This window comes from Vibrio sp. FF266, assembly GCF_041439695.1.
Classification (GTDB): Bacteria; Pseudomonadota; Gammaproteobacteria; order Enterobacterales; family Vibrionaceae; genus Vibrio; species Vibrio tasmaniensis_A.
In genome coordinates this window covers 19,462-40,698 of the sequence record NZ_JBGOOO010000009.1, presented here as the reverse complement: position 1 = coordinate 40,698, position 21,237 = coordinate 19,462, and the positions used below count along the sequence as shown (strand labels likewise).

Annotated in this window: 18 protein-coding genes; 12 read left to right on the top strand and 6 right to left on the bottom strand. The window is 44.5% G+C overall.

Translation table 11 applies throughout. The annotated features are described in order from the left end of the window. Positions 1-214: 214 nt before the first annotated feature. A complete protein-coding gene (nhaR, locus tag ACED59_RS09405; RefSeq protein WP_009848442.1) occupies positions 215-1,105 on the top strand; it encodes a transcriptional activator NhaR in 891 nt (296 codons plus the stop codon). Positions 1,106-1,205: 100 nt separating this feature from the next. Further along, complete coding sequence (locus tag ACED59_RS09400; RefSeq protein WP_009848443.1) at positions 1,206-1,499, top strand: metalloregulator ArsR/SmtB family transcription factor; 294 nt, start codon at positions 1,206-1,208, stop codon at positions 1,497-1,499. A gap of 220 nt (positions 1,500-1,719) precedes the next feature. On the opposite strand, the gene rpsT is transcribed toward ACED59_RS09400, so the two are convergent. Beyond that, positions 1,720-1,980 carry a 30S ribosomal protein S20 gene (gene rpsT / locus ACED59_RS09395; RefSeq protein ID WP_012603273.1) on the bottom strand — a complete coding sequence of 87 codons (261 nt, stop codon included), beginning with the start codon at positions 1,978-1,980 and terminating at the stop codon, positions 1,720-1,722. Positions 1,981-2,230: 250 nt separating this feature from the next. Between rpsT and murJ the strand changes: the two genes are divergently transcribed. The 6 genes from murJ (at position 2,231) to ispH (ending at position 10,301) form a co-directional block, all read left to right on the top strand. Next, positions 2,231-3,793 (top strand): murein biosynthesis integral membrane protein MurJ, encoded by a 1,563-nt coding sequence (gene murJ / locus ACED59_RS09390; protein WP_009848488.1) that lies wholly within the window; start codon positions 2,231-2,233, stop codon positions 3,791-3,793. A 70-nt stretch (positions 3,794-3,863) separates the two neighbouring features. Then, positions 3,864-4,799, top strand: a complete 936-nt coding sequence (ribF, locus tag ACED59_RS09385; RefSeq protein ID WP_012603275.1) for a bifunctional riboflavin kinase/FAD synthetase — start codon at positions 3,864-3,866, stop codon at positions 4,797-4,799. A 63-nt stretch (positions 4,800-4,862) separates the two neighbouring features. Beyond that, a complete protein-coding gene (gene ileS / locus ACED59_RS09380; RefSeq protein ID WP_017098348.1) occupies positions 4,863-7,721 on the top strand; it encodes an isoleucine--tRNA ligase in 2,859 nt (952 codons plus the stop codon). 158 nt (positions 7,722-7,879) lie between these two features. Beyond that, entirely contained in the window at positions 7,880-8,380 is a 501-nt protein-coding gene (gene lspA, locus ACED59_RS09375; RefSeq protein WP_009848445.1) for a signal peptidase II, read from the top strand. 357 nt (positions 8,381-8,737) lie between these two features. Further along, positions 8,738-9,169 (top strand): FKBP-type peptidyl-prolyl cis-trans isomerase, encoded by a 432-nt coding sequence (fkpB, locus tag ACED59_RS09370; RefSeq protein ID WP_017098349.1) that lies wholly within the window; start codon positions 8,738-8,740, stop codon positions 9,167-9,169. 175 nt (positions 9,170-9,344) lie between these two features. Next, on the top strand, positions 9,345-10,301 hold the full coding sequence (gene ispH / locus ACED59_RS09365; RefSeq protein ID WP_012603278.1) for a 4-hydroxy-3-methylbut-2-enyl diphosphate reductase: 957 nt from the start codon (positions 9,345-9,347) through the stop codon (positions 10,299-10,301). Positions 10,302-10,455: 154 nt separating this feature from the next. On the opposite strand, the gene btsR is transcribed toward ispH, so the two are convergent. The 3 genes from btsR to ACED59_RS09350 all read right to left on the bottom strand — a co-directional run bounded on the left by btsR (position 10,456) and on the right by ACED59_RS09350 (position 14,711). Beyond that, the gene (gene btsR, locus ACED59_RS09360; protein ID WP_017098350.1) at positions 10,456-11,187 is read right to left on the bottom strand and encodes a two-component system response regulator BtsR; all 732 of its coding nucleotides are present in this window, start codon (positions 11,185-11,187) and stop codon (positions 10,456-10,458) included. Between the two features lie 105 nt (positions 11,188-11,292). Then, complete coding sequence (locus ACED59_RS09355; protein WP_017098351.1) at positions 11,293-12,963, bottom strand: sensor histidine kinase; 1,671 nt, start codon at positions 12,961-12,963, stop codon at positions 11,293-11,295. 257 nt (positions 12,964-13,220) lie between these two features. Continuing rightward, on the bottom strand, positions 13,221-14,711 hold the full coding sequence (locus ACED59_RS09350) for a carbon starvation protein A (RefSeq protein ID WP_017077728.1): 1,491 nt from the start codon (positions 14,709-14,711) through the stop codon (positions 13,221-13,223). Between the two features lie 252 nt (positions 14,712-14,963). Here ACED59_RS09350 and ACED59_RS09345 point away from each other — a divergent pair, with 252 nt between their 5' ends. Further along, positions 14,964-15,314, top strand: a complete 351-nt coding sequence (locus ACED59_RS09345; protein ID WP_017098352.1) for a DUF2799 domain-containing protein — start codon at positions 14,964-14,966, stop codon at positions 15,312-15,314. A 94-nt stretch (positions 15,315-15,408) separates the two neighbouring features. On the opposite strand, the gene murQ is transcribed toward ACED59_RS09345, so the two are convergent. Together murQ and ACED59_RS09335 are read right to left on the bottom strand one after the other, a co-directional pair. Beyond that, positions 15,409-16,329: an N-acetylmuramic acid 6-phosphate etherase gene (gene murQ / locus ACED59_RS09340; protein WP_017098353.1), complete on the bottom strand. Its 921-nt coding sequence runs from the start codon at positions 16,327-16,329 to the stop codon at positions 15,409-15,411. A 45-nt stretch (positions 16,330-16,374) separates the two neighbouring features. Further along, positions 16,375-17,490: an anhydro-N-acetylmuramic acid kinase gene (locus ACED59_RS09335; protein WP_029223989.1), complete on the bottom strand. Its 1,116-nt coding sequence runs from the start codon at positions 17,488-17,490 to the stop codon at positions 16,375-16,377. 121 nt (positions 17,491-17,611) lie between these two features. Here ACED59_RS09335 and nagZ point away from each other — a divergent pair, with 121 nt between their 5' ends. From nagZ to tyrA, 3 genes are all read left to right on the top strand, one after another. Continuing rightward, a complete protein-coding gene (nagZ, locus tag ACED59_RS09330; protein ID WP_017098355.1) occupies positions 17,612-18,601 on the top strand; it encodes a beta-N-acetylhexosaminidase in 990 nt (329 codons plus the stop codon). A 246-nt stretch (positions 18,602-18,847) separates the two neighbouring features. Further along, positions 18,848-19,921, top strand: coding sequence for a 3-deoxy-7-phosphoheptulonate synthase (locus ACED59_RS09325; RefSeq protein WP_017098356.1), 1,074 nt, complete (start codon positions 18,848-18,850; stop codon positions 19,919-19,921). 117 nt (positions 19,922-20,038) lie between these two features. Continuing rightward, positions 20,039-21,166 (top strand): bifunctional chorismate mutase/prephenate dehydrogenase, encoded by a 1,128-nt coding sequence (gene tyrA / locus ACED59_RS09320; RefSeq protein ID WP_017098357.1) that lies wholly within the window; start codon positions 20,039-20,041, stop codon positions 21,164-21,166. The last annotated feature ends 71 nt before the right edge of the window (positions 21,167-21,237 follow it).

Genomic DNA, 21,237 nt, shown 5'->3' with positions numbered 1-21,237 from the left:
TTTTTAAAGTTTTTTGTTCGTGTTTTTGATAGGTGATGTAGATCTTAAAAGTTAGAGAAAAATTGAAAATAATCGTTGAAATATTACATTATGAAATCAGACACTTCGTAAAAATAAGTAGTAATTGATAGTTATGTATAGTTTTTCCGAGCTTGTTGAGTGGAGGTGTCATATTTGATATAACAGGTTATCTTCTCTTTTTTACGGCACATTTATGTCGCATCTCAACTATAACCACCTTTATTACTTCTGGATGGTTTGCAAGCAAGGCTCTGTTACTAAAGCTGCAGAAGCCCTATTCCTAACACCACAAACGGTAACAGGTCAGATAAAAGCCTTAGAAGAGCGTATGGATGGTAAGTTAACCAAGCGTAATGGTCGCAGTGTTGAGCCGACAGAGCTTGGGCAGTTAGTCTTTAAGTATGCTGATCGTATGTTTGGCCTGAGTTACGAGATGCTGGATATCGTGAATTACAGCCAGCACTCCAATATTCTGTTTGATGTTGGCGTCGCGGATGCACTGTCCAAAAGATTAGTCAGCAAGATATTGATGTCGACAATCCCACCCGATAACAGCATTCATTTACGCTGCTTTGAATCGACTCATGAAATGCTACTTGAACAACTTTCTCAGCATAAGCTCGATATGATTTTGTCAGACTGCCCGGTGGATTCTAGCCAAAGCCCAGGCTTGTTTAGTAAAAAGTTGGGTGAGAGTGGTATGAGCTTTTTCAGTTCAGGTAATGTGGAAGGTGTTAACTTTCCTGCTGTATTAGAACAAAAGAAACTGTTAATCCCAGGAAGTCGAACTTCGATGGGGCGTAAAGTACTGCAATGGTTTGATAGACAAGGACTTAAGCCTGATATTTTGGGTGAGTTTGATGACGCGGCATTGATGAAGGCTTTCGCTCGTTACCACCACGACGCTATTTTCTTAGCGCCTACGCTATATATGTCAGAGGTTGAGGAAGATACGTCATTGCAATTGTTGGGGGGAATCGAGGAGTTAAAAGAGGAGTACTACGTCATATTTGCTGAGAGGATGATCCAACATCCAGCAGTAAAAAATGTATGTGACGCAGATTTTAGCAAATTGTTCGAGTGAGCTTGTTTGTTAATGAATTGATATCGATTATCATGACTTCATAATCTGCCGGAAATACTGATAACCCGGACTTGGCGTAAAGGTTGTATGGAGCCAAACTATGAACTTAAAAGAAATGGAGAAGAATTCAGCACAAGCTGTGATTCTACTCAAAGCCATGGCCAATGAGCGTCGCTTACAGATTCTGTGCCTATTGCATGGTACTGAGCTGTCGGTTGGGGAGTTGTGTGGCAAGTTGGAATTGAGTCAATCTGCTTTATCTCAACATCTTGCTTGGTTGAGAAGAGATGGTTTGGTCGAAACTCGCAAAGAAGCTCAAACAGTGTATTACACATTGAGCAGTGAAGAAGTAAAAGCGATGATTAACCTGCTGCATGGTATGTACTGCAAGTAGTTTATTGCTGGTGGGGGAAGTGATTTCTTACCAGGGGTAGGGTCGACACAAGGAAGTGTCAGTATTTCATGTCGAACGTTAGTGCCTATCAGTAAACCGCATATCTTTAAGTAAACCAAGTAACGCTCAGCAAGAAAAATCTCTGTGTTACTCAAAATTTAGATATAAAAAAACCGGCCGAGGCCGGTTTTTTTCGTTTTGCGTTGTAATCAAATTTCTATTAAAGAGCTTTGATTGCAGCAGCGAAACGAGACTTATGACGTGCAGCTTTATTCTTATGAATAAGGCCTTTAGTCGCCATGCGGTCTAGAAGAGGTGTAACTTCTACAAGAGCAGCAGTTGCAGCTTCTTTATTGCCAGCTTCAATAGCTGCAATAGTTTTTTTCATGTAAGTGCGCATCATAGAACGACGGCTAGCATTGTGCTGGCGACGTTTCTCAGCTTGGATAGCGCGCTTCTTAGCAGATTTACTGTTTGCCAAGGTCTAACTCCCAAAAACTTAGTTCGGTGACAATTTAAGGGCGAGGACTATCCCTCATAGGCGCTTAATTGTCAAATGATTTGTGCAAAAACCAATCGTAGCCAAACAAACTTTGGTATGGAAAGGTCATCGCGGTTAAGATGGCGGGGATTCTAACAGCATTTTTAGACCAATGCTAATAAATATGCTTCTTAGGACAGGATAGTATTTATCCTCGCTTGAAAGTAATCAACCAGTGTCAGAGGTTTGTGTGAGTAAACGACTATTAAAGTCAGGCCTGATTGTCAGTGCAATGACTTTTGTTTCGCGCGTATTGGGGCTAGTACGTGATGTAGTAGTAGCAAATTTGATGGGAGCAGGAGCGAGTGCCGACGTATTTTTCTTCGCTAATAAAATCCCTAATTTCTTACGTCGACTTTTCGCAGAAGGTGCCTTTTCTCAAGCGTTTGTTCCTGTATTAACAGAATATCACGCTGCTGGTGATAAAGATAAGACTCGAGATTTAATTGCCAAAGTATCGGGCACGCTCGGGGTACTAGTTTCTATCGTCACCGTTATCGGGGTGTTGGGCTCGGGTGTCATCACTGCGATGTTTGGCGCAGGTTGGTTTATCGATTGGTTAAATGATGGCCCAGCAGCACCAAAATTTGAGCTGGCGAGCTTTATGCTCAAGATTACCTTTCCTTATTTATGGTTTATCACCTTTGTTGCTTTATCTGGTGCAATCCTCAATACCATGGGCAAATTTGCGGTTTCGTCATTTACCCCTGTGTTCCTGAACGTAATGATCATAGGTTCAGCATGGTTTATCTCTCCTAATTTAGAACAACCCGAAATTGGCTTGGCCATCGGTGTGTTTCTTGGTGGTTTAGTCCAGTTCCTTTTCCAAATGCCTTTCTTGATTAAAGCGGGTGTGTTGGTTAAGCCGAAGTGGGGGTGGAGAGATCCCGGTGTAGTTAAGATCCGGACGCTAATGATCCCTGCCTTGTTTGGTGTGTCAGTGAGCCAAATCAACTTGTTGTTCGATACCTTCATTGCCAGCTTTCTAGCAACCGGCTCTATCAGTTGGCTATATTATTCGGATCGATTATTGGAATTCCCACTCGGTTTGTTTGGTATTGCTATTGCGACGGTTATTCTTCCTGCTTTGTCGCGTAAACACGTAGACGCTCAAGGGGAAGGGTTTGCTCATACAATGGACTGGGGCGTGCGCATGGTTTTATTGCTAGGCATTCCTGCAATGTTAGGTCTTATTGTTTTAGCAAAGCCGATGCTGATGGTGCTCTTCATGCGTGGCGAGTTTTCACCACACGATGTACAGCAGGCTTCCATGTCTTTGGTGGCATACGCTTCAGGCTTGCTTAACTTCATGTTGATTAAAGTGTTGGCTCCGGGCTATTACTCACGTCAAGATACTAAAACTCCTGTGAAGTACGGCATCATTGCGATGGTCACTAACATGGTGTTCAACGCGATTTTCGCTTATTTCTATGGTTATGTTGGTTTGGCAATCGCAACGGCGTTATCTGCGTTCGTGAACATGACTCTACTTTATCGTGGTCTGCATATAGCGGGTGTTTATCGTTTAACCAAGACTACATTGTTGTTTAGCCTTAAATTATTAGTATCTGGAACTGTGATGGTTGGCGTGATTTTATGGCAACTAGACAATATGCAGCTGTGGCTTGATTGGAGCTTCAACCAAAGAGCGTTGACGCTAACAGGGTTGATCGCACTTGGTGGCTTTGCTTATATTGTGTCGGTACTGGTTTTAGGTATCCGAGTAAAACATTTAAAAGCAGCGACAGATTAATACTGATTAGTATATAATCCGTCGGTTTCACACAATAAATGATGCAAATAACAGGTTTTAGCTGATCACAATGGAACTGATCCGAGGTATACACAATATTAAAGCACAGCATCATGGCTGTGTATTAACCATAGGTAACTTCGATGGTGTTCATTTAGGGCATCAAGAGGTTCTGAGTCAGGTTTCTAAACAAGCTACAGCTCTGGGACTCCCTTCTGTTGTCATGACGTTTGAACCGCAACCTATGGAGTTGTTTGCTAAAGGTCGAGCGCCAGCGCGTTTAACTCGCTTACGAGATAAGTACGTGCAATTGAGCAAGCTAGAGATTAGTCGTTTATTGTGTGTGAATTTCAATCAGTATTTTGCAAGCTTGTCTGCGGAAGCGTTCATTAAGGATCTTTTGGTTGATAAGCTTGGTGTGAAATTCTTGGTGGTTGGTGACGACTTTTGCTTTGGCAAAGGCCGAACAGGTAATTTCGCTATGCTTAAAGAAGCGGGCGAAAAATATGGTTTTGAGGTGGTGAGCACCCAAAGCTATTGCTTAAACCAATTACGAGTAAGCAGCACTGAGATACGAAATGCGTTAGCGGCCAATGACTTGGCTTCTAGTGCTACCATGCTTGGGCGTGACTACAGTATCAGTGGTCGTGTTTCTCATGGTCGTAAACTAGGGAGAACTATCGGTTTCCCTACCGCTAATATTCCATTAAAACGTTGTGTTTCTCCTGTGTCGGGAGTGTATGTTGTTGAAGCATTAGATATCGACGGTGTTCCTGTTGGTGGTGTTGCTAATATTGGACAACGACCAACAGTTAATGGTGTAAGGCAGCAATTAGAAGTACATTTTTTTGACTTTAAAGCCAATTTATATGGTAAACAGTTAGAAGTACGACTTTTGCACAAACTGCGCGACGAGATAAAATTTGAATCGTTCGACGCACTAAAGAATCAAATAGAATTGGATGCTGAAGCCGCAAGGGTGTGGCTGCTTCAGCTAAAGAATTAGTCGGATGATTCCACCGATTAACATAATGTCTAACTTCGCCCAATATAACGGAATTAAGAATCGATGAGTGATTATAAAGATACCCTGAACTTACCAGAAACAGGGTTCCCAATGCGCGGCAATCTGGCAAATCGTGAACCAGAAATGCTGAAGCGTTGGTACAAAGAAGATCTTTACGGCGAAATCCGTAAGGCAAAGAAAGGTAAAAAATCTTTCGTGCTGCATGATGGCCCTCCATACGCGAACGGCGACATTCACATTGGCCACGCGCTGAATAAGATTCTTAAAGACATTATTATCAAATCTAAGACCCTTTCTGGTTTTGATGCACCGTACATCCCAGGTTGGGACTGTCACGGTCTTCCAATCGAGTTAATGGTTGAGAAGAAGAAAGGTAAGCCTGGTCAGAAGATTTCGGCTGCTGAATTCCGCGAAGAGTGTCGTAAGTACGCTGCGGGCCAAGTTGAAGGTCAGAAAGAGAGCTTCAAACGTCTTGGTATCATGGGCGAGTGGGATAAACCTTACCGCACTATGGATTTCGGCACTGAAGCGAACATCATTCGTTCTCTAGGCAAAATCGCAGACAAAGGTCACCTTCTTAAAGGTTTCAAACCCGTTCACTGGTGTACTGACTGTGGTTCTGCTTTGGCTGAAGCTGAAGTTGAATATAAAGATAAAGTTTCTCCATCTATCGATGTGAAATTTACAGCAGCTGACGAAGCGGCGCTTCTAGAGAAATTTACTCTAGCGGAAGGTCACGCGGGTCAGGGCGAAATCTCTATCGTTATCTGGACGACAACACCGTGGACTCTGCCTGCTAACCGCGCAGTATGTTTACGTGATGATCTTGAATACGTACTTATCCAAGTTGAAGCGAATGGCGAACAGCCAGCTCAACGTATCGTTGTTGCTTCTGAACTAGCAAAAGACGTAATGGATCGTACAGGTATCGAGCACTTCCATAACCTTGGTTTTGCGACTGGTGCTGATCTTGAGCTTTCTCAGTTCAACCACCCGTTCTACGATTTTACTGTTCCTGCTGTTCTTGGCGACCACGTTACAACGGATTCAGGTACTGGTGTGGTTCACACTGCGCCTGGTCATGGTCAAGAGGATTTCGTGGTTGGTAAGAAGTACGACCTAGAAATCGCTAACCCAGTAGGCTCAAACGGCGTTTACCTGCCAGATACTGAGCTATTTGCTGGTCAGCATGTATTCAAAGCGAACGATTCTGTTTTAGAAGTTCTAAAAGAGAAAGGTGCACTACTGCATCACCACGCTTACGAGCACAGCTACCCACACTGTTGGAGACATAAAACTCCAATCATCTTCCGTGCAACACCGCAGTGGTTCATCTCTATGGATCAAGCTGGCCTACGTGCAAAAGCACTAGAGTCAACGAAGAGTGTTGAATGGATGCCAGAATGGGGTCAAAGCCGTATCGAAGGTATGATCGAAGGTCGCCCTGAGTGGTGTATCTCTCGTCAACGTACTTGGGGTGTGCCAATTGCTCTGTTCGTTCATAAAGAAACATCAGAACTTCACCCAGATAGCCCAGCTCTTATTGAAAAAGTAGCGAAGCTTGTGGAAGAAAAAGGCATTCAAGCTTGGTGGGATGTCGATGCTGCTGAACTGATGGGTGCTGAAGACGCTGACAAGTACGAGAAAGTACTTGATACGTTAGACGTATGGTTCGACTCAGGTGTAACGCACTTCTCTGTTGTGGATTCTCGTGAAGAGTACAACTTCCCGAATGAAGAAAGAACGCACAGTGCTGATCTGTACCTTGAAGGTTCTGACCAACACCGTGGCTGGTTCCAGTCATCTTTGATTTCATCTATCGCGATGAAAGACGAAGCACCATACAAGCAAGTGCTAACGCACGGTTTCGTGGTTGATGGTAACGGCCGTAAGATGTCTAAATCTATCGGTAACGTTGTTGCTCCTAAAGATGTAACCAACAAGCTAGGCGCAGATATTCTACGTCTATGGGTTGCTTCTACGGATTACACTAACGAAGTTGCGGTTTCTGACGAGATCCTTAAGCGTTCTGCTGATGCATACCGTCGTATTCGTAACACGGCTCGTTTCTTCCTAGCGAACTTGAACGGTTTCAACCCTGAAACTGACCTAGTGCCTGCTGAAGAAATGGTCGCACTTGATCGCTGGGCTGTTGGCCGTGCTCAAGCGGCACAAGAAGAGATTGTTAAAGCATACGGTGAGTACAACACTCACGGTGTGACTCAACGTCTAATGCAGTTCTGTTCTATCGAAATGGGTTCTTTCTACCTAGACGTAATTAAAGACCGTCAGTACACAGCGAAACAGGGCAGCCATGCTCAACGTAGCTGTCAAACGGCACTTTACTACATCGTAGAAGCTCTAGTTCGTTGGATGGCGCCTATCATGTCGTTCACTGCAGATGAAATCTGGAACGAGATGCCTGGCGAACGCGACACGTTTGTATTCACAGGCGAGTGGTTCGAAGGCCTATTTGGTCTTGCTGACGACGAAGAGCTAAGCAACGAATTCTGGACTGAAATCCAGTCAGTTCGTGGCGCAGTGAACAAGCTTCTTGAAGATGCTCGTAAAGAGAAAACGATCGGTGGTGCATTGCAGGCTGAAGTGACTCTATACGCTGACGACGCACTGGCTGCTAAAATCAACAAGCTAGAAGATGAGCTACGTTTCGTACTTATTACTTCTGCTGCGGTTGTTAAACCACTTAGCGATAAGTCTGATACAGCTCAAGCGACAGACGTTGAAGGTCTGTACGTTGAAGTTGCAGCAACTGAAGCTGAGAAGTGTGACCGTTGCTGGCACCACACTCCAGATGTAGGCACAATTGAAGGTCACGAGAAAGTTTGTGGTCGTTGTGTGTCGAACATCGACGGTGAAGGCGAAGTGCGTAAGTACGCATAACGACTCAGAGAAAGACTGAACTTTTTGTAAAAATCATAGCCCCAGTACCAACTGGGGTTATTTTTAATTATAGGAAATGTGTTTAGCCAAGTTTGGTAATCAAGGTCACTTAAATTGAGTAACAGTGAATACCAAATTCGTAAATACTAGGAATAGAAATGAGTGAAGTTTCGTTAAAACAATCTGGTGTGCGTTGGTTATGGTTGGCTCTACTGGTCTTCCTTGCTGATATCGGTATCAAACTTTTTGTTATGGACAACATGGGTTATGGCTGGGCAAACCGTATTGAGGTGTTGCCATTCTTTAACTTTTTGTACGTGCATAACTACGGTGCAGCATTTAGCTTCTTGAGTGATCAAAGTGGTTGGCAGCGCTGGTTATTTACTGGTATCGCATTTGCAGTAACGGGGATGCTGACGTACTGGATGAGCAAGCTACCAGCAACAGATAAGTGGAACAACATTGCTTATGCGATCATCATTGGTGGCGCTGTTGGTAACGTGTTCGACCGTGTTGTACATGGCTTTGTCGTCGATTACTTAGACTTCTATTGGGGTACTTACCACTGGCCTGCATTTAACCTAGCGGATATGGGAATCTGTATCGGCGCCGCGATGATCATCTTAGATGGTTTCCGTAAGAAAGATGAAAGCCAATAGACTACTCAGACATTAATGAGTATCAAGCAAATCGCTTTGTAATAGATTGTCCTAAAGTCAGCCTATGACTCACAGAATAGGATAGCCCTAAGCGCTGTCGGTTGATTCCGACGGCGCTTTTTTTTATGCTGCAATTAATATCAATCGTAGTAAATAACTACTCTCCCTAGTTTGCTAAAAGCCTCGATAACTTCGTTAGAATTTTTGATTGTAGAATAACTACTTATCGAAAAACTCTGCCTTGTTCTCAAGCCTTTTCCCTGAACTATGTCTGAGTACTTACTTACTGTGATTGATATGATATGAGAGCGAAGCAAAATGCATTCTCAAATAATAAAGAAATCTAAGGAAAGTAACGTGGCAGCAATTAAAAATGATTCAGCAGTAACTCTACATTTTACGATTAAAATGAAGGATGGTTCAGTTGCCGATAGCACCGAAAATATGGGTAAGCCTGCAAAGTTCGTGATGGGTGATGGCAGCCTAAGTGAGAACTTTGAACTGTGCCTGATTGGCCTTGAAACGGGGACTGAAAAGTCTATCGAATTGAAGGCGGAAGACGCGTTTGGTATGCCAAATCCAGATCATATTCATCATATGGATCGTGCTAAGTTTGTTGGCGATTCTGAAGTCGAGGTTGGCACTATTATGGCTTTCTCTGGTCCTGATGGTATGGAAATTCCAGGTATTATCACTGAGATCGCGGGTGATTCAGTGACGGTTGATTTTAATCATCCATTAGCAGGCCAAGACGTTACGTTTGACGTTAACATCTTAGCTGTGGACTAACTGTCTTAACGGTGGAGTAGCTATCTTAGCGGTTAATCACTATCTTAACAGTAGAATAATATCGCCTTACAGGTGTGATGCAACCCAGAGCTTCACTGTCTAGGCGCTTCACTGTAGAATGCGAACCTCGCTGACAGCGAACTCTATAGAAACAACCTTAGTACCGCGGTAAATGATGAGCAATGAAATGAAAATAATGTTAGCTAACCCTCGTGGCTTTTGTGCCGGTGTCGATCGTGCGATCAGCATCGTAGAGCGCGCACTAGAAATGTATCAGCCACCGATCTATGTTCGCCATGAAGTGGTGCACAACCGCTTTGTTGTAGAGGGGCTCAAGCAGCGTGGTGCTATTTTTGTCGAAGAACTGAGTGAAGTGCCAGACGACAATATCGTGATCTTCTCTGCTCACGGTGTTTCTCAAGCTGTTCGTAAAGAAGCGAAAGAGCGTGAACTCACGGTATTTGATGCAACATGCCCATTGGTAACCAAAGTCCATATGGAAGTTGCTCGTGCGAGCCGCAAGCATATGGAAGTGGTTCTGATTGGTCACGCAGGTCACCCTGAGGTTGAAGGCACCATGGGTCAGTACGCTAGCCAAACTGGTGGTATGTATTTGGTTGAAAGACCAGAGGATGTACAGAACCTCGTGGTGAATGATCCAAGTAACCTGCATTATGTTAGCCAAACCACTTTGTCAGTTGATGAAACGGCGGATGTGATTGAAGAGTTACGCCGCGTGTTCCCTGAGATCCAAGGGCCACGTAAAGATGATATTTGCTACGCAACACAAAACCGTCAAGACGCAATTCGTGAGATGGCCGGTGATGTTGATGTCGTGATAGTTGTTGGTTCTAAGAACTCATCGAACTCAACTCGTTTAAAAGAGCTGGCTGAGAAGCTAGGCACGCCAGGTTATCTAACCGACTGCCCTGAAGACATTCAAACTGAATGGGTTGAAGGGAAAAAGAAAATCGGTGTAACAGCCGGTGCTTCTGCTCCTGAAGAGTTGGTAAACCAAATCTTAGATCGTATTCGTGAGCTGGGTGCTACCGAGGTTGAAGAGATTCAAGGTCGTGAAGAGAACATGTTCTTCGAAGTACCGAAAGAGCTGCAGATTAAGCAAGTCGACTAATCTCTATAGATTGGCGACAAGATCGATTCGTAACTTTATCGATTCGCAAACAGTATCGATTTGCAAACACTATTGATTTGTAAACAGCAGGAAGCCAACGTTGATGCGTTGGCTTTTTTGATCGTATTTTGGAAAAAAGTCGAAACTTATGGGGTTACTGGAGACCGAGTTGCTCCTTTAAAGCCTTTAAGTAACGACGACTGACAGGTACTTCAAAGCCGGTCAGTGTGATGATCTCCGCTAATCCATTCTCTAACAGTTTGATCTCTTGGATCGATTTTATATTGATCAAATACTGTCGATGACAGCGGATCAAATCGGTCTTTTCTTCCAAGATCTTTAGCGTCAACTGTGAGGTCGCCGTTTGTGAGGAGCTACGAACATGCACACCACTGATATCCGAATAAGCGCACTCGACCGTTTGGCTCGCCATGATCACAATGCGGTTATGGCCGATACATGGGATCTGTTCTAAACGGCACGGAGCAATCGCAGATATATCTTGTTCTGGCGCTTTCTGGTTCAGCTTGATGACCTTATTCAGACGACAAACACTCTTGTTTAATCGACAAGGTTCAACCGGCTTGAGTAGGTAATCAAAGGCATTGTCTTCAAATGCTTGAATCGCATATTGGTCGTAGGCGGTGACGAATACCACGTAGGGCATGGTGTCTGGATCAAGCATGCTTAACAGTTCAATTCCGGTAACCTGCGGCATTTGGATATCCAAATACACCACATCAGGCTTGAGCAGATTGATCTGTTTCAGTCCTTCGATCGCGTTACTCGCTTGGCCAATGATTTCTACTTGTCCGGTTTCAGTCAGTAGTTCAATCAGCTCTTCGCGAGCAAAAAGCTCATCATCGACAACGAATGCCTTTAACATCCTACAATCTTCATTTTGGTTCTATCCCTGCTTGTTTCACGCTTTTCTTTTAAATGTCGGCTTCTAAATGTTTCAACTCGGAGTGATTCGTCTCCGAAAATGCCTTTATTTCAGTATAGGTATGATAAAGCTCATTCGAGTAAATTGCTGTGGTTGAGATTCTATTTTTAGTGCTGAATCTTGTCCAAAGAAATTAGTGAGTCGTTTATCAACAATCTCCATACCTAATCCAACGTGATCTTGGGATGGCTTCTGATAATTACCAGCATTGTCTTCAACGATTAACTTGAATCCACCCTCGAAAGCCTCGCTATAGATCTTCACTTTACCGCCTTCCAACATATTAGATATCCCATGTTTGATGGCGTTTTCTACCAGCGGTTGCAGGGTAAAGCTCGGCAATTGAGATTCATATAACTGCGGGTCGATATCCCATTCCACTTCTAGTCGATCGGTAAAGCGTGCTTTCTCTATGGTCAGGTAAGCGTTGACGTGTGCCAGTTCGTCTTTGAGCTTCACGGTGTTGATGTTCTGCTTTAGATTGCTTCTAAAGAAGTGAGACAGGTGCTGAATTAACTCTCGAGCTTTATCTGGGTCACGGCGTGTTACTGCGCTGATAGTATTAAGCGCATTGAACAAGAAGTGCGGATTCACTTGAGCGTGCAGCAGTTTGATTTCCGCTTGTGTCAGTAGCGTTTGCTGCTGCTGATAGTTGCTAAAGAGGATCTGGCTCGATAATAGCTGAGCGATACCCTCACCCATCGACATGTTGATGGTCGAGAATAGTTTCAGTTTTGGCTCATACAATTTGATGGTACCGACTACTTCGTTACCCGCGCGCAATGGAATAATCAACGCAGAACCCAATTTACAATCCTGCGACAAGGAACATTGGTATGGGTTCTCTTTGCCATCAAGGTAGATGATGTCGTTCTGTTCCATCGAGGTGAGCGTGCTTTGCGATGAAATCGGCGTGTTCGGAATATGGTGTTCATCACCAATGCCGATGAACGCGAGGATTTTTTCTCGGTCGGTGATCGCCACCGCACCAACGTTGGTCTCTTCGTAAATGATCCGCACGATTTTTTGTGCGTTATCGGAATTAAACCCACCATGCAGAATACCAACCGAACGTTCGGCGATGGTTAATGCGCGACGTGAGAAGGTCGCAGAGTATTTTTCGAAGATGGTTTTCCTGTCTTGGATGATGCTCATGAACAGCGCTGCACCCACAGAGTTGGCGATGATCATTGGCGCGGCAATATCGGATACTAGAGCGTAGGATTGCTCAAACGGTTTCGCGACCGCTAACAGAATTAGCATCTGAATAATCTCTGCAAACAGGGTTACCGAGAAAACCACCAATGGATTAAACAGCTGGCTGGCTTTGTTCTTTCTCACTAGGTAAACGTGCAGTAGGCCGCCAATTAAGCCTTCAGCAGTGGTTGAAATAGCACAAGCGAGGTCAGTGAAACCACCTAATGAGTAACGGTGAATACCGCCAGTAAAGCCGACCGCAAAGCCAACGACAGGGCCGCCAAATAGACCACCCATAACGGCACCCATCGCACGAGTGTTGGCGATGGCGTCATTAATCTGCAGTCCAAAATAGGTGCCCATAATACAAAACAGGGAAAACAGAACGTAGCAGCTTATCTTATGACTTAAGCGTGAAGAGATGCTCAACAAAGGGAGAATCAATGGAGTTTTACTTAGCATGTAAGCAATCACTAAGTAGACACAGGTTTGTTGCAGCAGAGAGAGAATGAGTTCCATATTTTCACCTATTGAGACGCTGGTTAAGTGTAAAGCTCATTGCGTGGTAACGGTAGCTTTGCTTGTGTTTTCGTTGGTTATATCCAGTGACGATTGCTTCTCAATGCTGAGATACAGTAAAGCCCATCACAGAGGACGGGCTTTAGTCTTAATTTCCACGAATCACTGGGTGATTACGGGAGCAAGCGAAGTGTGTTTGGCTTGTTCTTTTGTCTCTCTATGAAGACGTGTCTCTTGTTCTCAAGAGTCTGAAAGAACTAGGCGGTTTTGGTGACGCCTTTTGCTTCTTTTTCTTCTTCATCAGCAAGGTCGATATCGCCTTTGCCTTTTGAAATTTTGATAACGTAAGCCGCAATTCCGAATGCACTCACCACGCCGATGATGGTTGAAAGCTGCATTGGTAGACCAAAGCCCAGTTGGCTGTTGTTCAGGATGAATGTGATACACACAGATGTCATGAACACAGCTGGAACCGTTGTTACCCAGTGCAGTTTATTGTGACGAAGTAGGTAAGCCGAAGCTGTCCATAGCATCATGACTGCTGTTGATTGGTTAGCAAAACCGAAGTAGCGCCAGATGATGCCGAAGTCTACTTGAGTCAGGATACCACCGATAACGAACAGTGGTAGAGCCATCAGTAGGCGGTTACGCAGTGTCTTCTGTTCCATGTTGAAGTATTCAGCAAGGATAAGACGACTTGAACGGAACGCTGTATCACCAGAAGTGATAGGCAGGATAACCACGCCAAGGAAAGCAAGGATACCGCCAAATACACCCAGTAGGCCAAATGAAGCGCTGTATACCACGTTACCAGGGCCGCCGTTTGCAATCGCGTCAGATAGAGATTCAACTGAACCGAAGAATGACAGAGCAAGCGCACACCAGATTAGAGCGATGATGCCTTCACCAATCATTGCACCGTAGAATACGAAGCGGCCGTTTTTCTCGTTTTCCATGCAACGCGCCATTAGTGGAGACTGAGTTGCGTGGAAGCCAGAGATAGCACCACAAGCGATGGTGATAAATAGAGCAGGCCAAAGCGGTAGATCGTTAGGGTTCATGTTAGTGAACATGTCTTTCATCTCGAAGCCACCCATGATTTGGTGCTCGTCAGATAGACCAATCGCAGTGATTAGGCCAACAGACATAAAGATAAGCAGTGCACCGAACAGTGGGTAGAAGCGACCAATGATTTTATCGACAGGGACAATCGTTGCGATGATGTAGTAAGCAAAGATGATAACAACCATGGTGCTCGTAGACATTACGAAATCAGTTTGGTCGTTCACTAGGTTAGTGATCATACCTGCTGGAGCAGAAACGAATACCACACCAACAAGAAGCAGTAGAACAATGGCAAAGATGTTCATAAAGTGTTTTGCGCCATTGCCTAGGTAGCGTCCAGTGATAGTTGGAACCGAAGCACCACCATTGCGGATAGATAACATACCTGAGAAGTAGTCGTGTACGGCACCTGCGAAGATACAACCTAGCACGATCCAAAGCATTGCTGCTGGGCCGTAAAGGGCACCCATGATAGGGCCGAAGATTGGACCTACACCTGCAATGTTAAGCAGTTGAACTAGGTAAACCTTTGGCGTCGACATTGGAACGAAGTCCACGCCGTCTTGCTTGGTGTGAGCGGGTGTTTGACGCTTTTCATTGATACCGAAAATCTTCTCGATAAAGGCACCGTAAATAAAGTAGCCACCAATGAGTGCTGCAACACAGGTAAGAAACCACATCATAATTTGTTATCCCTGAATGTATTAATTAAGTCAGGGTGTATATTAAAGGAGTGTATGAGAAGAAACTTCCGCTATGAGAGTGAGTGGTCGAATAGCTAATTAAGTGGTGTTATAACTGATTGAGCGGTTTGTTCTCTTGCTTAAGAGGACAATAACAGACAATGAGTGGACATCAGTACGTGTTCAGCGGAGAATCGCCACAAAGGCAGCGCTTCGTCAGGAAGTGGTGAAGTTACAATATAAAGGATTGAAATGAAAAAAATAATAGCACTATTCGCCGTGGCATTTAGCCTTGCAGGATGCAGCGCCAATGTTCAAGATTTAGCGGCCGAAGGCAATTGGCAAGAGATTGGCTATCGTGATGGTATTAAAGGGCACACTCAGCGTTCGTATTCAGAGATGACTGAGCTTGGCGCAGTCGATCAAGCGAGTTACACAGAAGGTTACCACCTAGGTGTGACTGAATACTGCAACCCAAACCATGCTTATCAAATTGGTTTATCTGGCCAGGTTTATGAAGGCGTTTGTTCAGGTACGGAAGACGCTCAACGTTTCCGTATGGAATGGCAGCGCGGCTGGGATGAGTTTTCTAACGACTACTAAGCTCAAGCTAGCGATTAGAAATTAAAAAGACCAGTGCCGTATGTGTACTGGTCTTTTTTTTGTAGCGAGAGTAACGCTCACAACAGAATCTAGATTACTGATTATTCTCGACTGCTTTTCTCAAGAAGCCATTTTGTTGATCAAGTTGAGCCTTGGCCAGTTCTAAATCTAGCCCTGTTAGAATCATCAAAATAGACAATTTCACATCATAATCGGTGGTTTTAAGTGTCGAAACTGCAAGGGCTTTGTCACACTCCGTTGCTTGGATTACGATACGAGCTGCGCGGGCAACCAACTTCTCATTGGTCGCTTTTACGTCGACCATCAAGTTCTGGTAGCTCTTACCAATGCGAATCATGCTGGCAGTGGTCAGCATATTAAGCACCAGCTTTTGTGCTGTACCTGATTTGAGTCGTGTTGAACCAGTCAATGCTTCTGGGCCAACCACCGGGCTAATTGCGATTTGAGCGATTTCAGCAATTGGAGAATCAGGGTTACAAGACAATGCAACCGTTACTGCGCCAAGCTGATTGGCATAGTTGAGTGCACCAATCACGTAAGGTGTGCGACCGCTCGCAGCAATACCTACCACGACATCATTTTCTGAAAACTGAATCGCTTTCAGATCTTCAATACCGAGAGTTAGCGAGTCTTCTGCACCTTCTTTGGCTTTTAAAATCGCCTCTGGTCCGCCTGCAATTAAGCCGATAACCATTTTGTCCGAAACACCGAAAGTCGGTGGGCATTCTGAGGCGTCTAACACACCTAATCGACCACTGGTGCCTGCGCCCATATAAATCAGTCGACCACCGTTTTGAAAGGCATGAGCAATTTTATCGACCGCTTTCGCGATCTGTGGCAGTTCCGCTTCAATCGCCAGCGGGACTTGCTTGTCTTGTTGGTTAATCTTTTCAACCACTTCGAGAGAGGTGAGCAGATCAATATCCATAGTGTCAGGGTTTCTCCCCTCCGAAACGAGGTGCGAGAGCGCTGATATGAGAGCGTCGTTACTCATAATGGTCCTTAAATGGTGATTCTAAAATGATGGTTCTAAAGTTGTTTAGTCAGCACGATAGAGAACGCCTAGAGAGGCCGCTCTGCTTGCGCCAGTCACTTCTGGTAAGTTGCTTTGCAGTTGATGAACATGACGCTGAGCAAGCCATGCAAAAGCCATCGCTTCCATGTAATCGGCATCCACGCCTTTACTGGTGGTTGAGTCAACCTCCCAACTTGGAAGCAGTTCAGACAGTCTCTTCATCAACAATGGATTTCGTGTACCACCGCCACACACATACACTGCAGGCTGGTTACCCAAGCGATAAGTCTCCACTTCATTGGCTATCGTCAATGCGGTGTATTCACAAAGCGTGCGCTGAACATCTTCTACTGCAAGATCTTTAAATTCTGTTAATTGTTGCTCTAGCCAAGGTAGGTTGAATAGTTCTCTACCGGTACTTTTCGGTGGCATTTGAGATAGATAAGATTCGTTCAACAGCTGTTCGAGTAAAGCTTGATTTAGTTGGCCTTTTAAAGCGAACAGCGCATCACGGTCAAACTTATCGCCCGTGTGTTTATCTACCCAAGCGTCCATCAACATATTGCCGGGGCCTGTATCATAACCAAGAGTAGGCTGATTCGGGCGCAGTACTGAAATATTCGAGATACCACCAATATTCAAGACTACAACCGAGCTGTCTCGCGGGTGAAAAATCGTATGGTGAAACGCGGGGACTAATGGCGCACCTTGTCCGCCAAGCGCCATGTCTTTGCGTCTGAAGTCGGCAACAGTTTGAATCTGTGTTTTAGCGGCAATGATATTAGCGTCACCCAACTGCATGGTAAATGGCGAAGTACCGGTTGGCTGGTGGAATACTGTTTGGCCATGGTTCCCAATCGCAGTCACAGAAGATGCAGGCGTACCTGACTTATCGAGAAGTTGCAGAACAGCATCAGCAAATAGATGACCAAGTTGGTGGTCTAGTTCGCCAATCGCAATCAAATTCGTTTTCTGACCAATACAAACTTCAAGCAGACGCGCTTTGAGATCATCAGGCATTGGGAACTCATCATGAGCGAGCAATGTGATGCGCGAATCTTCAATCGACACTAAGGCGGTATCAACACCGTCCATACTCGTTCCCGACATCACACCGATATACAGTTCTTTACGATCCATTCCTAAGCTCTTGCACTGCATTCTTAAAGTCTTCCAAAGATTGGTTTAAAAACATTGTAAAGCAAATTTAAAGAGAATAATCTCGGGAAGTTTATGAAATTAGGTTTAATAAGGGATAAATATGGGACCGTTGTGGGTAGATGTCGCGGGCTACGAACTGACAGCTGAAGACAGAGAAATTTTAGAGCACCCAACCGTTGGTGGTCTCATTTTATTCGCTCGAAACTACCACGATAGCAAACAGCTTTCGGCGTTAAATAAAGAGATCCGCAAGGTAGCGAAACGTCCTATTTTGATTGGCGTTGACCAAGAAGGTGGCCGAGTTCAGCGCTTTCGCGATGGCTTTTCAATTATCCCTGCCGCTCAAGAATTCGCGACTAAGAATAATGGTGAGCAGTTAGCAGAACAAGCCGGTTGGTTGATGGCGGCGGAATTGATTGCCCATGATATCGATCTGAGCTTTGCGCCTGTTTTAGACAAAGGCCATGACTGTAAAGCGATTGGTAGCCGAGCGTTTGGTGAAGATATTGATACCATCGTTCGCCACAGCAGTGCTTTTATTAAAGGCATGAAATCGGTTGGAATGGCGACAACAGGAAAGCACTTTCCAGGACACGGTGGCGTGATTGCTGATTCGCACCTTGAAACGCCTTACGATCCTAGAGACGACATCTTTGAAACTGACATGGCCATTTTCAAGGCTCAAATTGAAGCTGGAATATTAGATGCGATGATGCCTGCGCACGTGGTTTTTTCGCACTATGATGATCAGCCAGCGAGTGGCTCTGAGTATTGGTTGCAGAAAGTATTGAAGCAACAGCTTGGATTTAAAGGCTTGGTGTTCTCTGATGACCTAACTATGGAAGGTGCTGCGATTATGGGTGGGCCAGCCGATAGAGCGAAGGCTGCTCTGAATGCGGGGTGTGACATGGTGTTGATGTGTAATAAGCGAGATGCACAAATTGAGGCTCTTGATCACTTAGCGATTCAAGTGGTGCCTTTAGCCAACTCATTGCTTAAAAAGCACAGCTTTGATTTATCGACGCTTCACTCGGATAGTCGATGGAAAAAGGCTTCAGAGCAAATTAAGCGAATGTTAAACGCTGGGTGATAAATAAACACTCTATAAGTTTGAAGAAGGCGATATGAGAAATATCGCCTTTTTTGTATGTGTGGGCCGCGGTTTAAACTGGTTTGTGTATTAGAGTGAATTAAAGATGGCGTGTAAATTTTAATTTACACTAAATGTTTTTTATTGTTTACACTTGCAATCGTTTTTGTAGCTGTTATTGTGTTTTTAAAGATTGTTAGCCCAAATGGAAATATTGGGTGTAAAAATAAATATACAGGTTGAGTTATGCAGAAAAGTGAATTAAGCAATGTCAATATTATCGACGAACAGGTACTGATTACTCCAGAGGAGTTAAAAGCAAAACTGCCTTTGAGTGATAATGCTCGTCGTTTCATTCAAGAGTCTCGTCAAACTATTGCAGACATTATTCATAAGAAAGATCATCGCATGCTTGTGGTATGTGGCCCATGTTCTATCCATGATGTTGAAGCGGCGAAAGAGTACGCGAAACGCTTAAAAGCTTTATCTGAGCAGCTTAGCGATCAACTGTATATTGTAATGCGTGTTTACTTTGAGAAGCCTCGTACTACTGTTGGTTGGAAAGGCTTGATCAATGACCCTCACCTAGATGGTACTTTCGATATTGAGCATGGTTTACATGTTGGTCGTGAGTTACTTGTTGAACTTGCTGAGATGGAAATCCCACTAGCGACGGAAGCGCTAGATCCAATCAGTCCGCAATACCTAGCAGATACATTCAGCTGGGCTGCAATCGGCGCTCGTACGACTGAATCACAAACCCACCGTGAAATGGCGAGTGGTCTTTCAATGCCAATCGGCTTTAAGAATGGTACGGATGGCAATCTAGGTACTGCAATCAATGCAATGCAGGCGGCTTCTTCTAGCCACCGTTTCATGGGTATCAGCCGTGAAGGTCAAGTCGCACTACTAACGACGCAAGGTAACCCAAATGGTCACGTAATTTTACGTGGCGGTAAGCAGACGAACTACGATTCAGTATCGGTACACGAATGTGAGCAAGAGCTGGGTAAATCTGGCTTAGAGGCGGCACTAATGGTCGACTGTAGTCATGCGAACTCTCGTAAAGATTTCCGTCGTCAACCGCTGGTGGCTGAAGATGTCATCCATCAGATTCGTGAAGGTAATAAGTCGATTATCGGCCTGATGATTGAGAGCCATATTAACGAAGGAAACCAATCTTCAGATATACCTCTCAATGAGATGAAATACGGTGTATCTATTACCGACGCGTGTATCAATTGGGATTCAACTGAGGCACTATTGAAACATGCACATACGGAATTAGTCCCGTTCTTAGAGAACCGCTTGAAAGGTTAGTCAGAGTTTAAATTTAAGTGCCTCATCTAATGGGGCATTTTAAGATCTGTTGCTAACGAACCTGCATCAGTGCGGGCTTTTAGATTGGCACGGGCTTATAGATGAGTAAGGAATAAAATGGCCGTTGAACTGAACGAATTACGCGACCAAATCGATGCTGTCGATAAACAAATGTTGGATTTACTGGCTCAACGACTGGCTCTAGTGGAGAAAGTCGGTGAAGTAAAAAGTGAACATGGTTTACCTATTTATGTACCGGAACGTGAAGCCGCGATGTTGGCATCTCGTCGTCAAGAAGCCGAGAAAATAGGAGTACCACCGCAGTTAATCGAAGATATTTTACGTCGTACGATGCGTGAGTCTTATGCCAGTGAAAAAGATTCTGGTTTTAAGTGCCTTAACCCAGAGTTACGTTCAGTGGTTATCGTTGGTGGTAATGGTCAGCTTGGTGGTCTGTTTGGACGTATGTTCAAGCTTTCTGGTTACGAAGTGAAAATCCTTGGCAGCCAAGATTGGGACAAAGCCGATGAGATCTTAGATAATGCTGGCCTTGTGGTTGTAACGGTTCCAATTCACCTGACAGAAGGTGTGATTGCGAAGTTGGGTAACCTACCAAGCGATTGTATTCTGTGTGATTTGACGTCGATAAAATCAAAGCCTCTACAAGCTATGTTAGACATGCACCAAGGCCCTGTGGTTGGATTACACCCAATGTTTGGTCCTGATGTTCCAAGCCTTGCGAAACAAGTGATTGTTTACAGTGATGGGCGTGGCTCTGAAAGCTACCAATGGTTGCTGAATCAATTTGGTATTTGGGGCGCGAGCCTTTGCCAGATGGATGCTGCGGAACACGATCACGGCATGACTCTGATTCAAGCTCTTCGTCACTTCACTTCTTTTGCTTACGGCTTGCACCTAAGTAAAGAGAACCCGAACATTGATCAACTTTTGAAGTTAAGCTCGCCAATCTACCGACTTGAGATTGCGATGGTTGGTCGTCTGTTTGCTCAAGACCCGAACTTGTACGGTGATATCATTCTTTCTTCAGATGAGAACATTGAGATGATTCGACGTTTCCATAGTCGTTTCGGTGAAGCATTGGAAATCTTGGATGGGAAAGATAAAGCTAAATTCGTTGATAGCTTTAATCAAGTCAGTGATTGGTTTGGCGACTACTCGCAGCAGTTCTTGCAAGAGAGCCAAAGTCTTCTAAAACAAGCACATGACTCGATTCATCGTGGTTAATACGATTTGAAGTCATAAAAAAGAGCGACCATTTGGTCGCTCTTTTTGTTTGTGCTGAACGCTATGAAAGC

Excerpts from the sequence above, each read along its gene's own strand:
- nhaR (WP_009848442.1), top strand. The coding sequence starts at position 215 with ATGTCGCATCTCAACTATAACCACCTTTATTACTTCTGGATGGTTTGC.
- ACED59_RS09400 (WP_009848443.1), top strand. The coding sequence starts at position 1,206 with ATGAACTTAAAAGAAATGGAGAAGAATTCAGCACAAGCTGTGATTCTA.
- ribF (WP_012603275.1), top strand. The coding sequence starts at position 3,864 with ATGGAACTGATCCGAGGTATACACAATATTAAAGCACAGCATCATGGC.
- ileS (WP_017098348.1), top strand. The coding sequence starts at position 4,863 with ATGAGTGATTATAAAGATACCCTGAACTTACCAGAAACAGGGTTCCCA.
- lspA (WP_009848445.1), top strand. The coding sequence starts at position 7,880 with ATGAGTGAAGTTTCGTTAAAACAATCTGGTGTGCGTTGGTTATGGTTG.
- ispH (WP_012603278.1), top strand. The coding sequence starts at position 9,345 with ATGAGCAATGAAATGAAAATAATGTTAGCTAACCCTCGTGGCTTTTGT.
- btsR (WP_017098350.1), bottom strand. The coding sequence starts at position 11,187 with ATGTTAAAGGCATTCGTTGTCGATGATGAGCTTTTTGCTCGCGAAGAG.
- ACED59_RS09355 (WP_017098351.1), bottom strand. The coding sequence starts at position 12,963 with ATGGAACTCATTCTCTCTCTGCTGCAACAAACCTGTGTCTACTTAGTG.
- ACED59_RS09350 (WP_017077728.1), bottom strand. The coding sequence starts at position 14,711 with ATGATGTGGTTTCTTACCTGTGTTGCAGCACTCATTGGTGGCTACTTT.
- ACED59_RS09345 (WP_017098352.1), top strand. The coding sequence starts at position 14,964 with ATGAAAAAAATAATAGCACTATTCGCCGTGGCATTTAGCCTTGCAGGA.
- murQ (WP_017098353.1), bottom strand. The coding sequence starts at position 16,329 with ATGAGTAACGACGCTCTCATATCAGCGCTCTCGCACCTCGTTTCGGAG.
- ACED59_RS09335 (WP_029223989.1), bottom strand. The coding sequence starts at position 17,490 with ATGGATCGTAAAGAACTGTATATCGGTGTGATGTCGGGAACGAGTATG.
- nagZ (WP_017098355.1), top strand. The coding sequence starts at position 17,612 with ATGGGACCGTTGTGGGTAGATGTCGCGGGCTACGAACTGACAGCTGAA.
- ACED59_RS09325 (WP_017098356.1), top strand. The coding sequence starts at position 18,848 with ATGCAGAAAAGTGAATTAAGCAATGTCAATATTATCGACGAACAGGTA.
- tyrA (WP_017098357.1), top strand. The coding sequence starts at position 20,039 with ATGGCCGTTGAACTGAACGAATTACGCGACCAAATCGATGCTGTCGAT.